Origin of the sequence: Streptomyces sp. 549 (genome assembly GCF_030124175.1) — a bacterium.
GTDB lineage: Bacteria > Actinomycetota > Actinomycetes > Streptomycetales > Streptomycetaceae > Streptomyces.
This window is the reverse complement of record NZ_JASKMT010000011.1, coordinates 20,147-35,896: the sequence shown is the minus strand read 5'-3', so window position 1 is coordinate 35,896 and position 15,750 is coordinate 20,147. Positions and strand designations below refer to the sequence as shown.

The window sequence follows — 15,750 nt, the reverse complement described above, 5'->3', positions numbered from 1 at the left end:
CGCTCGGCCCCATGGTTCCCGCCGATCCCTCCGGTTCCCTCGCCGACCAGCTCATCCACCTGACGCGGCGGCTGCACCGCGCCCAGCGCCGGCAGTTGGAGCCGATCGGCGTCACCCCGGCGCAGGCCCGGCTGCTGCGCACCCTCTCGCACTGCCCGGAGCCCCCGCGCATGGCGGACCTCGCACAGCGCCTGGACGTCGTGCCGCGCGCGGTGACCACACTCGTCGACGGCCTGGAGCAGCGGGACGCGGTACGCCGGGTGGCCGACCCGGCCAGCCGGCGGGTGACGCGCATCGAGCTGACCGAGGACGGCCGCGCGCTGCTCGGCCGGCTGCGCCGGGCCCGCCGCGAGGCCGCCGAGGAACTACTGGCACCGCTCACCGAGGAGCAGCGCACCCAACTGGGCGCACTCCTCGCCCCCTTGGCCCCGCCCGGCCACCCCGACCCGCCCGGGGGCCGGACCCGCTGACGCGGTGCTCGACGCGGCCCGCGCCCCGACGCGTCGGGGTCAGCGGCGGAGGAACGTTCGGTCCCCCATCACCGCCACCGGGTGCCGTGCCGGGTCAAGGGTGGTGAGCAGGGTGCGCATCGCCGACTTCGGCAGACCCACGCAGCCGGACGTCCCGCTTACATGGTCGAGATGCAGCCAGATGCCGCCGCCCGCGGCCCGGCCCTCCGGGCGGGTGGGATCGGCCGGCGAGGTGCCGCGGACCCGGTTGTAGTCGACGGCGATCACATGGTCGAAGTCATGGCGGTGGGTCTTCGGCCAGTACGGCGGTGTGGTGAAGGCCGCCGACTCGGTGTACGGCAGCCGCGCGCCCGGGTCGGGCAGCAGACCGCCCGCGTCGGAGAGCGTGAACACCCCCGCGGGGCTGCGCCGGTCGCCCTCCCGGTGGTGCTCGGTCCAGCCGCGTCTGCCGTTGTGCGCGGGCCAGCGCTCCGCACGCCACCACCGCGGCGCGCCGCCGTCGTCGACCCGCTGCCACAGCTCGGCCACCGCCCGCGCCGAGTCCGTGTCCTGCCCGCGCACCAGGACCACCTGCCGGGTGGAGGCGGGGATGCGCGCGGCGAGTCGTTCACCCACACCGGTGAGCCCGGCCGTCCGCTGCGGGGACCGACCGCCGGCAGCGGACGGGGAGGCGGTCGCGGGCGGGGCGGGCCCGGCGGGCGGCGGTGACGCGCAGCCGGCGAAGAGCAGGACAAGCAGGGAGGCCGGGGCGACCGCCGCCCGGCGCCGGAGGACGAGCCTGCCCATGGCCATTGCGCCATCCTCGCACCGCGGGCCCGGACAGGCGGCCGGAACCTGCCCCCGACCGGCAAAAACCCGTTGCCTTATTCGCCGCGTCCGGAAAGCCTTGGCTGGCCGATCTGCGCCCTCTCCCGGCCACCGGCCGCTCCCCCCGTCCGCCATCGAGACCGCTCTGGACGTCATGCAGATTCGTGACCTTCCCTTCCCCGACCCCGGTGACCCCGACGTGAGATCCGGGCCGCGCTTCCTGCTGTGGCTGGGCCGCAGCCAGTGGGGCGGCCAGGCCAAGGCCCTCGGCTGGGGCACCCTGCACATGGCGGCGGTCGCGTCGCTGCCGGTTGTCGTCGGCCTGGCCGTGCAGGCCGTCATCGACCGCTCGGGCGCACGCCTGGCGACCGCCGGTGTCCTGCTGCTCATTGTCGGCACCGCCGTCACGGTCGGCGACACCATGCTGCACCGGGTGGCCGTCACCAACTGGATCACCGCTGCCGCCCGCGTGCAGCAGCTGCTGGCCCGGCGCACCGCCGAACTGGGCGCGACCCTCACCCGCCGGGTCGCGGCCGGGGAGGTCGTGGCCGTGTCCACCGGCGACATCGAGAAGATCGGCTGGTGCGTGGAGTCGGTGTCGCGGTTCAGTGCGGCGCTGCTCGCCACCGTCGGCGTGTGCACGGGCCTCATCGTCTACGAACCGCGTCTGGGGCTGCTGGTGGCGGGCGGTGTGCTGCTGCTCGCGCTGACCGTGCTGCCGCTGCTGCCCAGGGCCACCCGGCGGGCCGACCGGCAGCGCGACAAGGCCGGCCGGGCCACCGAACTGGCCGCCGACACGGTGGCCGGGCTGCGGGTGCTGCGCGGGGTGGGCGGCGAGGAGCTGTTCCTCGACCGCTACCGGCGGGCCTCGCAGGAGGTGCGGGAGGCCGCCGTCACCACCGCGCGGATGTGGGCCGTGATCGACGCCGTGCAGGTGGCGCTGCCCGGTCTGCTGCTGATCTCGGTCGTCTGGCAGGGCACCACACTCGCCTCCCAGGGGAACCTGGGCGTCGGCGAACTGGTCACCGTCTACGGCGCGGTGATCTTCCTGCTGTTCCCGCTGCGCAACCTCCAGGAGTTCGCCATGGCCTGGTCCTTCGCCCGGCCCTCGGCGCGCCGCACGGCCCGCGTGCTGGCGCTGCGCCGCGCCCCGGCCGACGCCGCAGCGAAGACCTCCCCCACCGCCCCTGCCTCTGCCTCTGCCTCTGCCCCGGCTTCCACCGCGGCCACCACCACCGCCACCGCCACCGCCACCGCCACCGGCGACGCGGAGCCGCAGGCCGCGCGGCTCGCCGGGGACCTGTACGACCCTGCCAGCGGCCTGCTGGCCCCTGCCGGAGCGCTGACCGCGGTCGTCTGCGGCGACCCGGACACCGCGGGCCGCCTCGCGGAGCGTCTCGGCGGGCACCCCGCCGACAACCCCGGCGCGCCGTCGGTCCTGCTCGGCGGGACAGCCCTGGGCGACCGCCCGCTGGGCGAGGCCAGAGGGGCCGTGCTCGTACAGGACAAGGACCCCGTGCTGCTGTCCGGCACCCTCACCGATCTGCTCGACGTGCCGTGCTCGGGTGAGGTGAGCGCGGTACAGGCGCTGGATGCCGCCCAGTGCGCCGACGTGCTGGACGCGCTGGCCCGCTCCGTGCCCGGCTCCGGAAGCGACCCGATGCGGGTGCGGATCACCGAACGCGGCCGGTCGCTGTCCGGCGGGCAGCGCCAGCGCCTCGCGCTGGCCCGCTCGCTGCGGACCGATCCGGAGGTGCTGGTGCTCGACGAGCCGACGTCGGCCGTCGACTCGCACACCGAGGCCCGGATCGCGGAGGGCCTGGTACGGCTCCGGCAGGGCCGCACCACGGTGGTGTTCACCTCCTCGCCGCTGCTGCTGGACCGCGCCGACCGGGTCGTGCTGGTCAGCGAGGGATCGGTGACGGCGGCCGGTGAGCACCGCGCGCTGCTGCGCACCGAACCGGCCTACCGCTGGGTCGTCACCCGCGAGACGGACGAAGAACTCACCGAAGGGATGGGCTCCGCATGATCGGCGTCGCACCTCCGGCGTACGACCCGGCCGCGCCGGAGTCCGCCACCACCCTGCCCGTGGGCTCCCCGGCGACGGTGCGCACGTACGTGCGGCAGCTCGTCAGGCGGCACCGCCGGGCGTTCACCGTGCTGGTCGCGGTGAACACCGTCGCCGTACTGGCGTCGATGGTCGGCCCCTACCTGCTGGGCGGGTTGGTGCAGGACCTCGCCGACGGCGCCGGTGAGGACCTGCCGCTGGCCAGGGTCCTCGTGCTGTTCGCCGCCGCCCTGGTCGTGCAGACATTCTTCGTCAGGCTGGTCCGGCTGCGCGGGGCGATGCTGGGCGAGCGCATGCTGGCCGACCTGCGGGAGGACTTCCTGGTCCGCTCGGTCGGCCTGCCGCCCGGCGTTCTGGAACGCGCCGGAACCGGCGACCTGCTGTCGCGCATCACCACCGACATCGACCGGCTCGCCGGCGCCATGCGCGAGGCGGTGCCGCAGCTGGCGATCGGTGTGGTGTGGGCCGGGCTGCTGATCGGCGCGCTCACCCTCACCGCGCCGCCGCTCGCGCTGGCCGTGGTGGTCGCCGCGCCGGTGCTGGTGATCGGCTGCCGCTGGTACTACCGGCGGGCCCCGTCCGCGTACCGCTCCGAGGCCGCCGGCTACGCGGCGGTCGCCGCCGCGCTGGCCGAGACCGTCGACGCCGGACGCACCGTCGAGGTACACCGGCTGGGCCCGCGCCGGGTGGAGTTGTCGGAGCGGCGGATCACCGAGTGGGTGGCCTGGGAGCGGTACACGCTGTGGCTGCGCAGCGTCATCTTCCCGGTCATCAACGCCACCCACGTGCTGATCCTGGGCGCGGTGCTGGTGCTCGGCGGGGTCTTCGTGCTCCAGGGCTGGATCAGCGTGGGGCAGCTGACGACGGGCGCGCTGCTCGCGCAGATGCTGGTGGAGCCGCTCGGTCTGATCCTGCGCTGGTACGACGAACTCCAGGTGGCCCACGTGTCTTTGGCCCGGCTCGTGGGCGTGCGGGAGATCGAGCCGGACAGCGGCGAGAGCGGGCTGTCGCCGGACGGGCTGCATCTGGACGCCGACGCGGTCCGGTTCGGCTACCTGGAGGGCACCGACGTCCTGCACGGCGTGACGCTCGCGGTGCGCCCGGGGTCCCGGGTGGCCCTCGTCGGCCCGTCGGGCGCGGGCAAGTCGACTCTGGGCAGGCTGCTCGCCGGCATCTACTCGCCGCGGCGCGGCAGCGTGACGCTGGGCGGCGCGGACCTGGGCCGAATGCCGACCGAGCGGGTCCGCGAGCATGTGGCACTGGTCAACCAGGAGCACCACGTGTTCGTGGGCGCGCTGCGCGACAACCTGCTGCTGGCCCGTTCGGACGCGACGGACGCCGAGCTGTGGGCGGCACTCGCCGCGGTGGACGCCGACAGCTGGGCGCGGACGCTGGACGACGGCCTGGACAGCGAGGTCGGCTCGGGCGGGCTGGTGGTCAGCCCCGCCCAGGCCCAGCAGATCGCCCTGGCCCGGCTCGTGCTGGCCGACCCGCACACCCTGGTGCTGGACGAGGCGACGTCGCTGCTCGATCCGCGGGCGGCCCGGCACCTGGAGCGGTCACTGGGCCAGGTGCTGGAAGGGCGCACGGTGGTGGCGATCGCCCACCGCCTGCACACCGCGCACGACGCCGACGTGATCGCCGTGGTGGAGGACGGCCGCATCACCGAACTCGGCAGCCACGACGAGCTGGTGGCGGCCGACGGCGCCTACGCGGCCCTGTGGCGGTCCTGGCACGGATGACACACCCGGCCGGCCCGGCCCCCGGCCCGCACCCGCGGGTACGGGGTGCCGGGGCCGGCCGGGCTGCCCGGGACGGGGCCGCCGGTCCGGGAGTCAGCCGACGACGCCGAGGGCGTACAGGGTGCTGGCCGTGCCGGCCAGCGCGAACAGCGGCATCAGCAGCTTCATCTCCACCCAGGCCCCCGCCCGGAACCGCATGAAGCGCGGCGTGCCCAGCGGGTACCACCGCTTGCCCGCTATGGGGACGGGCCACAGCACCGGGCAGCCGGAGATGGTGATCGAGTCCCCGATGTCGTGGACCAGCGCACCCAGCACGATGGGCAGGCCCAGCCACAGGTACTCCTGGCCCGGAGCGGTGAACAGCCAGTCGGCGCCGTTGCCCGGCTGGTCGAGGATGCCCGCCAGGATCCAGGCGCTGGTCGCGCCGAGCAGCCACACCAGGACGTCGCTGGAGACCCGGGCCATACGCCACAGCAGTCCTTCGACGGCGAGCACCATGTGCACGAAGAGGATCGCCAGCACCGCCCAGCGGCCTCCGGCGACGGCGGCCGCGGAGAAACCCGCGCCGACCATCAGCGCCCACAGCCAGGTGTGGGTGAGTGTGCGGTGACCGCCGGAGCGCTTGCGCTCGCCCTTGGCGCGGGTCGCGTTGAACACGGCCGTCGACAGCTTGTCGATCACTCCGCACAGGGCGCGGGAGAACGGGCCGAACGCACGGGAGATGGTCGCCGACTTGTGGTCCAGGTCGGGGGCGAGCGCCGCCCCGGCGCAGATCAGCGCGCCCGCCGCCAGCACCGGCCAGGGCATCGCGTGGCCGAGGGCCGCGGCTCCCGCGCCCACCCCCAGCCAGGCCGCGGCCCCCGACAGTGAATGCGCCGGTCCCATCATGTGTGCCCCACCCCATCGCTGTGCAGTTCGGTCCGGCGCTCGCCCGCCAGGCGGCACAGCGTAGCCCCACATGATCTTGCCCGTGGCGGTCGGTTCCCCCGTTGCCGTCCGGGGAGGGCAGTATGGGGGCGTGACGCTTATCGATCAGCTGCCGGCAGCCCCCGACCCCGACGCCCTCTTCGACGCCTTCTCCTCCTGGGCGGAGGAGCGCGGCATCACCCTGTACCCCGCGCAGGAGGAGGCGCTGATCGAGGTGGTGTCGGGGGCGAACGTCATCCTGTCGACGCCCACCGGCTCGGGGAAGTCGCTGGTGGCGGCGGGTGCGCACTTCGCCGCGCTCGCCCACGACAAGGTCACCTTCTACACCGCGCCCATCAAGGCGCTGGTGTCGGAGAAGTTCTTCGACCTGTGCAAGCTGTTCGGTACCGAGAACGTCGGCATGCTCACCGGCGACGCCTCCGTCAACGCCGACGCGCCCGTCATCTGCTGCACCGCCGAGGTGCTGGCGTCCATCGCGCTGCGCGACGGGCGGCACGCCGACATCGGACAGGTCGTCATGGACGAGTTCCACTTCTACGCGGAGCCGGACCGCGGTTGGGCCTGGCAGATCCCGCTGCTGGAACTGCCGCAGGCGCAGTTCGTGCTGATGTCGGCGACGCTCGGCGACATGACGCGGTTCGAGGAGGACCTGACCCGCCGCACCGGGCGGCCGACCAGCGTGGTCCGCTCGGCCACCCGTCCGGTGCCGCTGAGCTACGAGTACCGCACGACCACGCTCACCGAGACGCTGACCGAGCTGCTGGAGACCCGCCAGGCGCCGGTGTACATCGTGCACTTCACCCAGGCGCAGGCGGTGGAGCGGGCCCAGGCGCTGATGAGCATCAACATGTGCACCCGCGCCGAGAAGGACGAGATCGCCTCGCTCATCGGCAACTTCCGCTTCACCACCGCGTTCGGCCGCAACCTGTCCCGCTACGTCCGCCACGGCATCGGCGTGCACCACGCGGGCATGCTGCCCAAGTACCGGCGGCTGGTCGAGCGGCTGGCGCAGGCCGGGCTGCTGAAGGTCATCTGCGGTACCGACACCCTCGGCGTGGGCGTCAACGTGCCCATCCGCACGGTGCTGTTCACGGCGCTCACCAAGTACGACGGCACCCGGGTGCGGACCCTGCGGGCCAGGGAGTTCCACCAGATCGCCGGCCGGGCCGGCCGGGCCGGCTACGACACGGCCGGCCTGGTGGTGGCGCAGGCGCCCGAGCACGTGGTGGAGAACGAGAAGGCGCTGGCCAAGGCGGGCGACGATCCCAAGAAGCGGCGCAAGGTGGTCCGGAAGAAGGCGCCGGAGGGCTTTGTCAGCTGGGGTGAGAACACCTTCGAGAAGCTGATCGCCGCCGACCCGGAACCGCTGACCTCCCGGTTCCGGGTGACCCACACCATGCTCCTGTCGGTCATCGCCCGGCCCGGCGACGCGTTCGCCGCGATGCGGCACCTGCTGGAGGACAACCACGAGGACCGCCGGTCCCAGCTGCGGCACATCCGCCGGGCCATCGCCATCTACCGCTCGCTGCTGGACGGCGGTGTGGTGGAGCGCCTGCCGGAGCCCGACGCGCAGGGCCGGTCGATCAGGCTGACGGTCGACCTGCAGGAGAACTTCGCACTCAACCAGCCGCTGTCCACCTTCGCGCTGGCCGCGTTCGAGCTGCTCGACAAGGACTCCCCCTCGTACGCGCTCGACATGGTCTCGGTGGTGGAGTCGACCCTGGACGACCCACGGCAGATCCTCGCCGCCCAGCAGAACAAGGCCAGGGGCGAGGCCGTCGCGGAGATGAAGGCCGACGGGATCGAGTACGAGGAGCGCATGGAGCGGCTGATGGACATCAGCTACCCCAAGCCGCTGGAGGAGCTGCTGTTCCACGCCTTCGGCGTGTACCGCACCTCGCACCCGTGGGTCGGCGACCACCCGCTGTCGCCGAAGTCCGTCATCCGCGACATGTACGAGCGGGCGATGACGTTCGGCGAGATGGTCTCCCACTACGAGCTGGCCCGCACCGAGGGCATCGTGCTGCGCTACCTGGCCAGTGCCTACAAGGCGCTGGAGAACACCGTGCCCGACGACCTGAAGTCGGAGGACTACCAGGACATCGTCGAGTGGCTCGGCGAGATGGTCCGCCAGGTCGACTCCAGCCTGCTGGACGAGTGGGAGCAGCTGGCCAACCCGGCCGAGGAGACCGCGGAGGAGGCCCAGGAGCGCGCCGACCACGTCCGCCCGGTGACCTCCAACTCCCGGGCGTTCCGGGTCCTGGTGCGCAACGCCATGTTCCGGCGGGTGGAGCTGGCCGCGCTGGACAACGTCCGCGAGCTGGGCGAGCTGGACTCCGACTCCGGCTGGGACGCCGACGCGTGGGCGGCGGCGCTCGACGCGTACTGGGAGGAGTACGAAGAGCTGGGTACGGGCCCGGACGCCCGCGGGCCGAAGCTGCTGCAGATCGAGCAGGTTCCCGAGGACCGGCTGTGGCGGGTGCGGCAGACGTTCGCCGACCCGCGCGACGACCACGACTGGGGCATCTCGGCCGAGGTGGACCTCACCGCGTCCGACGAGGAGGGCCGGGCGGTGGTGAAGGTCACCGCTGTCGGCCCGCAGTGAAGAAGGAGCACCACCGATGTCCGACAGCCCCGCCGAGCGGCTCATCGACCTGCTGAACCTGGAGCAGATCGACGTCAACATCTTCCGCGGCGACAGCCCGCAGGAGCACCTCCAGCGGGTGTTCGGCGGCCAGGTCGCCGGCCAGGCGCTCGTCGCCGCGGGACGCACCACCGACGGCACCCGCCCGGTGCACTCGCTGCACGCGTACTTCCTGCGGCCCGGGGTCCCGGGCGTGCCCATCGTGTACCAGGTGGAACGGGTGCGGGACGGCCGCTCCTTCACCACCCGACGGGTGGTCGCCGTGCAGCAGGGTCGCACCATCTTCAACCTGACCGCCTCCTTCCACTCCCCTGAACCGGGCATCGAGCACCAGCTGCCGATGCGCGAGGTGCCCGGCCCGGAGGACCTGCCGAGCCTGGCGGAGGAGATCCGCGACCATCTGGGCACCCTTCCGGAGAGCCTGGAGCGGATGGCGCGGCGTCAGCCGTTCGACATCCGCTACGTCGAGCGGCTGCGCTGGACGCCGGAGGAGGTCAAGGACGCCGAGCCGCGCAGCGCGGTGTGGATGCGCGCGGTCGGACCGTTGGGGGACGACCCGTTGGTGCACACCTGCGCGCTGGCCTACGCCAGCGACATGATGCTGCTGGACGCCGTCCGGGTGCCGGTGGAACCGCTGTGGGGCCCGCGCGGCTTCGACATGGCCTCGCTGGACCACGCCATGTGGTTCCACCGGCCGTTCCGCACCGACGAGTGGTTCCTCTACGACCAGGAGTCGCCGATCGCGACCGGTGGCCGGGGCCTCGCCCGCGGCCGGATCTACGACCGGGACGGCCGGCTGCTGGTGTCGGTGGTGCAGGAAGGGCTGTTCCGGCCGCACCAGCCGTGACCACTCCCGTACGGCGGCCGGTGCCCCCGCGCACCGGCCGCCGTACGGGAGCGGTTCACCCCCGGTCGCGTGCCGCGACGGCGAGGTGCTCGCCTACCTTCTTCACCAGCAGGGTCATCTCGTAGGCGATCTGCTCGGCCTCCACCTCCGGTCCGGCCAGGACCGCCAGGCAGCTGCCGTCCCCGGCGGCGGTCACGAAGAGCGCGCCACCCTCGAACTCGATCATCGTCTGGCGCACGCCGCCGGCGCCGAAGTGGCGCCCCGACCCCTTCGCCAGGCTGTGCAGTCCCGCGCTGACCGCCGCCAGGCGTTCGGCGTCCGAGCCGGTCAGTTCCTCACTCGCGCCCGTCACCAGTCCGTCCGTCGACAGGACCAGCCCGTACCGCACACCGGGCATGCGCTTCTTCAAGTCGTCGAGCAGCCAGTCGAGCCCAGGGCTCAGTGCCATTCCCTATTTCCCCCTTCACAGTGGCGCCCGCCGAGCCTCCCCTACCCCACCCGGTACCTCCGCAACACCGACCGGTCGGATTTCAGCCACCGTGTGTAGGCGGCCGGAACCCATGGGTGACCACCCGTCAGATCCGGCCATCCGCCGCCCGCCGGCGGCGGTTGCCGGGCCCGGACCCGGGCGGGCGACCGTCCTCAGGCGAGCAGGCGTGCGGTCCGGGCCCGTGCGGCGTGCTCCACGAGCCGCAGCAGGACCGCCCGGCCCGACTCCCGATCCCGGGCGTCGCAGAGCAGCACCGGGGTACCGTCCTGCAGGTCGAGGGCCTGCGCCACCTCCTCGACGCTGACAATCCGTTCACCGGGGAAACGGTTCACCGCGACGGCGAAGGGCAGCCCGCGGTGCTCGAACCAGTCGACGGCGGCGAAGCAGTCGGCCAGCCTGCGGGTGTCGGCGAGCACCACCGCGCCCAGCGCGCCCAGCGTCAACTCCTCCCACAGAAAGCGGAACCGGTCCTGTCCGGGCGTCCCGAACAGGTACAGCGACAGTCCTTCGCGGAGGGTGATTCGGCCGAAGTCCATCGCCACAGTCGTGGTGGTCTTGCGGTCCACCCCGAACAGGTCGTCCACCGCCGATCCGGCGTCGCTCAGCCGCGCCTCGGTCGTCAGGGGCTCGATCTCGCTCACCGCGCCCACCAGAGTGGTCTTCCCGGCGCCGAACCCGCCCGCGATGACGATCTTCAGTGCGAGGTCGGAGTCGTTGCGCGTGCCGTGCTGTACGGACATCGGTGGTCTCTTTCGGTTGATGGAGGGGTGGGCGGTCGGGAGGTTGCCCGCGGGGTCGGAACCGGGCGGGGCGAGCAGTGTCGGGAGACGGCGGGCGGGGCACCGGAACGCCGTGCCCGAACGCCCTGCCGGTACGGCGGGGGTCGCGGCTCAGCGGTCGGCGGGCGGCGCCTCCCCGGGCGGGTCGTGCAACCGGTGGACGAGCCGGGCGGTCTCGTAGGCGACGGTCCCGATGTCCGCGGCGGCGTCGGCCAGGACCGCGAGTGCCGATCCGTCGCCGGTGGCGGCGACCAGGAGCAGCCCGGCGTCCATCTCCACCAGCGTCTGCCGGACCTCGCCGGTGCGGAACGAACGTCCGGCGCCGCGGGCGAGGCCGTGCAGGCAGCACGCCACACCCGCCAGATGCTCCGCCCCGGCCCGGTCGAGGCGGCCGGCGCCCACCGCGGGCGTGCCGTCGTCGGCGAGCACCACGGCGTGCAGCACCTGCGGTGCCCGGTCGAGCATTTCGTCGAGCGGGCCGCCGGGCCGGTCGGACGCGGTCGCTGTCACCGGGGCTCTCCTTCTGCTGCCCCCTGTGCGGTCTTCGCGGCCCCGGTGGGCCTCGCGGCCTTGTCGGGCTTCGCGGCCGCCGGGGCCTCGGCAGTCCCCGCGGCCTCTGCGGGGCGCGGAGGCGGGGCGCCGGCGCGGCCGCGCCGGCGTCCGTCGCGCAGGGCCTCGGCGCGTTCGCGGGCGGCGGCCGGCAGGGGCGCGCGAGCCGGAGCGTGCTCGAAGCCGGACGCGGGTCGGCGCCCGGGGTCGGGCACCGGACGGGTCGCCCCGCGTACCCGTCGGGGCAGCCGCCCGGCCGGGGGTACGGATGGGGGTACGGGCGGTGTCGTCGCGCGGCGCCGGGGCGATGCCGCCGGGCAGGGCACCAGCAGCGCACCGGGCAGCAGCACCTCGGCCACCGGGCCGCCGTCCGACGTCCGCCGGGACACGCGGACCGCGTGCCTCTCCGCCAGCGCGGACACCACGCGCCACACCGGATCACCTTCGCCGTCGGCACGGCCCCCCGCGTCCCCGTCGGCAGGCCCGTCCGCGCCCGCAGGCCCGTCCGCGTCGCCGCTGGAGGGGGCGGCTTCGGACGCTCCGGAGGTCCCCGCGCCTACCTGCCGGGGCACGGCGGCGGCACACCGCAGCTCCACCACGCAGCCTCCGGCCGCCTCCTCGGTGTTGATCCGCACACCGCCGCCGGCCAGGTCCCGGGTCCCGAGGTCGTCGAGCAGCTCGGCGAAGAGGTGCGCCACGTCGTGCGCGGCCGTACCGGAGACGGCCAGCGGCGGCAGCGGTCCGAGCACGGGCGGCACCGGCCGGTCGCTGTCGTCCGCGGCGGCGCGCAGCAGTGCGGCCAGCGGCACCGGCCTGCGCCAGCCGGGCGCCGGCCGCCCGGCCCCGCACAGCACCAGAAGCACGTCGGCGTGCCGCCGCAGGCGGGTCGTGAGCTGGTGCAGCCGGTCGCGTTCCGCGCGCAGGTCCCCGGTACCGGCCCTCCGTTCCATGGTGTCCAGCAGGGCCAGCTGGCGATGGAGCAGGGTCCGGCTGCGGCGGGCCACCACCGCGCAGAGCTCCGTGCGGCGGTGGTCCGGTCCGCTCGGCCCACCGGGCGGCGCCTGGCCGGGACCCCCGTTCCGCTCCAGGGCCTTGTGCACCTCGTCCAGTTCTCGGACTCGGTACCGCACAGCGCCCTTGGCTCCCCCGGGTCCCCCGGTGGGCGGCCGGGCACGGCGGTGCAGCGAGCGGACCTCGCGGGTCAGGACGACCCCGACGGTTGCCGCCGCCAGGACGGCGCCTGCCAGGGCCGCCAGCGCCAGGACGAGCAGCAGAGCGGGGACCGGGAGTGCGTCCGGGCCGCCGGCCCGGTCCGCGTCGGCGAGCCGGGCCCGGACCTCCCCCCAGGCCCGCTGCCACTCCGCGGCCGGGACGGCGTGGGCGGCCCGGGTCGCGGAGGGGGCTGCCAGCACGGCGTCCTCCGCCTCGGTGAGGCGGTGCACCGCGGAACCGGGTGCGGCGCTCAACCTTCGCCGCTGCCCGGCGTCCGGCAGTGCGGCGACGGCGGGGACCAGGGCGAGGCGGCGGTCGAGCGCGGCTGCCGCGAAGGCGTCCCGCTGGGCGTCGGCGAGCGTCCCGGCCCGGCGCGCGGCGGTCAGCAGCGCGTCCTCGCGGGCGAGGAGTTCACGGGCCCGCAGGAACGGTCTCCGCTCGCCGCCGGGGGTCTCCAGCAGCCGGTCGGTGGCGGCGGCGTACCGCCGGTGGGCCTCGGGCCAGCCGGCTGCTCCGGTGGTGAGGCGCGGGCGCAGCGCCGCGACGCCGCGCAGGTGGTGGAGTGCGCGCCGCGTCGTGTCCCGCGCAGGAGCGGCCCGACCGGCGGCGTCGCGGAGTTCGGGGGCGGCGAGCAGGGCGGCCGTCCGGTCGGTCACGGTTCCGGCGGCGGTGAGCGTCCCGGCACGGTCGGCGCTCGGGCGGTCCGCGTACCGCGCGGCGGCCCGGCGTTCCCGTGCCACCGCGTCCAGCAGCTCCGCCACCACCGCCCGCCCCGGCTCGTCGGCGTCCGCTGCCGCACGGGGGACGGCGCCGGGGGCGAGTACGGGCAGTGCCAGGACCGGCAGAGCGACGACGGGCAGCAGGGCGAGGACGGGCAGCAGGGCAAGGAGCAGCAGTGTCCGGCAGCCGACCGTGCGCGGTACCCGCCCGGTTTCCGTCACCGGACCGGTCCGCCCGCCGGGGCGCCACCCGGCGCGCGGGGGCTGCGCCCGGCGCGGGGACCGCAGCGGGGCGCGGACAGCCCGGCGACGGCGTGCGCCGGCACGGCGGCGCCGGGTGCGGCGCGGCCCGGCGGCGGGGTGGGGTGGTCCTGGGTTCCCATGGGTCCGGGACGCTAGACCGTGCGGCGGCGTGCCAGGGCGGATGAGCCAAGCCGACAGATATGTGACCCTCAGACACCCATTCGCGTTCTCGAACGACCAGGCGTGTTCGGGAACGTGTGCGAGCCGTGCGCCATCATGTCCGCATGGCTACCGATGATCCCGACCGGGTGCGCGACTTCTTCACCCCCAGGGCAGCCGGCTGGGACGCGCGTTTCCCCGACGACGGCCCCGCCTACGCGACCGGCGTGGCGCGGCTGGGGCTGCCCCCCGGTTCCCGGGTACTGGACGCCGGCTGCGGGACCGGGCGGGCGCTGCCGGCACTGCGGCAGGCCGTCGGCCCCGAAGGCACGGTGATCGGCGTGGACCTGACCCCGGCCATGCTGCGGAGCGCAGCGCTCGCCGGTCGGGACCGCGACGGCCTGCTGGTACTGGCCGACGTGGGGCGGCTGCCGCTGCGCGACGGGGTGTTGGACGCGGTGTTCGCAGCCGGCCTGGTGAGCCACCTTCCCGACCCTCGGGTGGGACTGCGGGAACTGGGGCGGGTGGTGCGTCCCGGCGGCACGCTGGCGCTGTTCCACCCGATCGGCCGTGCCGCGCTGGCCGCGCATCAGGGGCGCCGGACGGACGAGCACGACCTGCGCGCCGAACCGCGGCTGCGTCCACTGCTGGCAGCCTCGGGCTGGCGGCTGACCTCCTACACCGACCGCGACGACTGCTTCCTCGCGCTCGCGGCCCTTGGCTGAACGGCCCCCACCAGCGACTGGACGACCTCCGCGCCTGGGAGCAGCCCGGGCCCGCGTTCAGGGACTACAGGGCAGGCCGGGGCGGCGGGTCAGGCCGCACCCGAGGGGTACCCGGGCGGGGAACAACTTTCGGGGGTGCGACGTTCAGCCGTATAGTTGAGGCTTCAATCAGCTGGAGGGCGAGCCCCGTGCAGTTCGGAATCTTCACCGTCGGAGACGTCACCACCGACCCCACCACCGGCCGGGCGCCCAGTGAGCACGAGCGCATCAAGGCCATGACCGCCATCGCCGTGAAGGCGGAGGATGTCGGGCTGGACGTGTTCGCCACCGGGGAGCACCACAACCCCCCGTTCGTGCCCTCCTCCCCCACCACGATGCTCGGCTGGATCGCCGCCCGCACCGAACGCCTGATCCTGTCCACGTCCACCACGCTGATCACCACGAACGACCCGGTGAAGATCGCCGAGGACTTCGCGATGCTGCAGCACCTCGCGGACGGACGGGTGGACCTGATGCTGGGCCGCGGCAACACCGGACCGGTGTACCCGTGGTTCGGCCAGGACATCCGGCAGGGCATCCCGCTGGCGATCGAGAACTACGCCCTGCTGCACCGGCTGTGGCGGGAGGACGTGGTGGACTGGGAGGGCAGCTTCCGCACGCCGCTCCAGGGCTTCACCTCCACACCGCGCCCGCTGGACGGCGTGCCGCCCTTCGTCTGGCACGGCTCGATCCGCAGCCCGGAGATCGCCGAGCAGGCCGCCTTCTACGGGGACGGCTTCTTCGCCAACAACATCTTCTGGCCCAAGGAGCACTTCCAGCGGCTCATCGACCTCTACCGGCAGCGCTACGCCCACTACGGGCACGGCACCGCCGAGCAGGCGGTCGTCGGGCTCGGCGGCCAGGCGTTCATGCGCCGCAACTCCCAGGACGCGGTGCGCGAGTTCCGGCCCTACTTCGACAACGCCCCGGTCTACGGACACGGGCCGTCCCTGGAGGAGTTCACCGAGCAGACCCCGCTCACCGTCGGCAGCCCGCAGCAGGTCGTCGAGAAGACGCTGGCGTTCCGGGAGAGCTTCGGCGACTACCAGCGCCAGTTGTTCCTGATGGACCACGCCGGACTGCCGCTGAAGACCGTGCTGGAGCAGCTGGACCTGCTCGGCGAGGAGGTCGTGCCCGTGCTGCGCAAGGAGTTCGCGCGCAACCGCCCCGCCGAGGTGCCCACCGGCCCTACCCACGCCGCCCTGCTCGCGGAACGCCGGTCCGCGCAGGCCGACCCTGCCCCCGCCGACACCCGCTGACCGGAGTCCGCAGGCCCCCGTCGGCCGGTACCCGGTACGGGACCCCGCCCACCGGACCCCGTACAGAATCG

Annotated in this window: 13 protein-coding genes; 7 read left to right on the top strand and 6 right to left on the bottom strand. The window is 74.3% G+C overall.

Going from position 1 to position 15,750, the window contains the following annotated elements:
- The first annotated feature begins 11 nt into the window (after nucleotides 1-11).
- A complete protein-coding gene (locus QNO07_RS14735) occupies nucleotides 12-470 on the top strand; it encodes a MarR family winged helix-turn-helix transcriptional regulator (protein ID WP_283992447.1) in 459 nt (152 codons plus the stop codon).
- A gap of 39 nt (nucleotides 471-509) precedes the next feature.
- Here the strand turns inward: QNO07_RS14735 and QNO07_RS14730 are convergent, their stop codons facing one another.
- Nucleotides 510-1,256 carry a L,D-transpeptidase family protein gene (locus QNO07_RS14730; protein WP_283992564.1) on the bottom strand — a complete coding sequence of 249 codons (747 nt, stop codon included), beginning with the start codon at nucleotides 1,254-1,256 and terminating at the stop codon, nucleotides 510-512.
- Between the two features lie 175 nt (nucleotides 1,257-1,431).
- On the opposite strand from QNO07_RS14730, the gene QNO07_RS14725 reads away from it, so the two are divergent.
- Entirely contained in the window at nucleotides 1,432-3,306 is a 1,875-nt protein-coding gene (locus QNO07_RS14725) for an ABC transporter transmembrane domain-containing protein (protein WP_283992446.1), read from the top strand.
- Complete coding sequence (locus QNO07_RS14720) at nucleotides 3,303-5,087, top strand: ABC transporter ATP-binding protein (RefSeq protein WP_283992445.1); 1,785 nt, start codon at nucleotides 3,303-3,305, stop codon at nucleotides 5,085-5,087. The genes QNO07_RS14725 and QNO07_RS14720 overlap by 4 nt, the downstream gene beginning before the upstream one ends.
- 93 nt (nucleotides 5,088-5,180) lie before the next feature.
- Here QNO07_RS14720 and QNO07_RS14715 read toward each other — a convergent pair whose 3' ends face one another.
- Nucleotides 5,181-5,975 carry a metal-dependent hydrolase gene (locus QNO07_RS14715; RefSeq protein WP_283992444.1) on the bottom strand — a complete coding sequence of 265 codons (795 nt, stop codon included), beginning with the start codon at nucleotides 5,973-5,975 and terminating at the stop codon, nucleotides 5,181-5,183.
- A 130-nt stretch (nucleotides 5,976-6,105) separates the two neighbouring features.
- Between QNO07_RS14715 and QNO07_RS14710 the strand changes: the two genes are divergently transcribed.
- Both QNO07_RS14710 and QNO07_RS14705 read left to right on the top strand, forming a co-directional pair.
- Nucleotides 6,106-8,619, top strand: a complete 2,514-nt coding sequence (locus tag QNO07_RS14710; protein ID WP_283992443.1) for a DEAD/DEAH box helicase — start codon at nucleotides 6,106-6,108, stop codon at nucleotides 8,617-8,619.
- Between the two features lie 16 nt (nucleotides 8,620-8,635).
- On the top strand, nucleotides 8,636-9,505 hold the full coding sequence (locus QNO07_RS14705; protein ID WP_283992442.1) for an acyl-CoA thioesterase: 870 nt from the start codon (nucleotides 8,636-8,638) through the stop codon (nucleotides 9,503-9,505).
- Between the two features lie 55 nt (nucleotides 9,506-9,560).
- Here the strand turns inward: QNO07_RS14705 and QNO07_RS14700 are convergent, their stop codons facing one another.
- The 4 genes from QNO07_RS14700 to QNO07_RS14685 all read right to left on the bottom strand — a co-directional run bounded on the left by QNO07_RS14700 (nucleotide 9,561) and on the right by QNO07_RS14685 (nucleotide 13,476).
- Complete coding sequence (locus tag QNO07_RS14700) at nucleotides 9,561-9,953, bottom strand: roadblock/LC7 domain-containing protein (protein ID WP_283992441.1); 393 nt, start codon at nucleotides 9,951-9,953, stop codon at nucleotides 9,561-9,563.
- A gap of 194 nt (nucleotides 9,954-10,147) precedes the next feature.
- A complete protein-coding gene (locus QNO07_RS14695; RefSeq protein ID WP_283992440.1) occupies nucleotides 10,148-10,735 on the bottom strand; it encodes a GTP-binding protein in 588 nt (195 codons plus the stop codon).
- Between the two features lie 150 nt (nucleotides 10,736-10,885).
- Nucleotides 10,886-11,284, bottom strand: a complete 399-nt coding sequence (locus tag QNO07_RS14690) for a roadblock/LC7 domain-containing protein (protein ID WP_349636834.1) — start codon at nucleotides 11,282-11,284, stop codon at nucleotides 10,886-10,888.
- The gene (locus tag QNO07_RS14685; protein WP_283992439.1) at nucleotides 11,281-13,476 is read right to left on the bottom strand and encodes a nitrate- and nitrite sensing domain-containing protein; all 2,196 of its coding nucleotides are present in this window, start codon (nucleotides 13,474-13,476) and stop codon (nucleotides 11,281-11,283) included. The genes QNO07_RS14690 and QNO07_RS14685 overlap by 4 nt, the downstream gene beginning before the upstream one ends.
- Before the next feature lie 305 nt (nucleotides 13,477-13,781).
- On the opposite strand from QNO07_RS14685, the gene QNO07_RS14680 reads away from it, so the two are divergent.
- Both QNO07_RS14680 and QNO07_RS14675 read left to right on the top strand, forming a co-directional pair.
- Nucleotides 13,782-14,381 (top strand): class I SAM-dependent methyltransferase, encoded by a 600-nt coding sequence (locus QNO07_RS14680; protein ID WP_283992438.1) that lies wholly within the window; start codon nucleotides 13,782-13,784, stop codon nucleotides 14,379-14,381.
- 188 nt (nucleotides 14,382-14,569) lie between these two features.
- On the top strand, nucleotides 14,570-15,679 hold the full coding sequence (locus QNO07_RS14675; protein ID WP_283992437.1) for an LLM class flavin-dependent oxidoreductase: 1,110 nt from the start codon (nucleotides 14,570-14,572) through the stop codon (nucleotides 15,677-15,679).
- The last annotated feature ends 71 nt before the right edge of the window (nucleotides 15,680-15,750 follow it).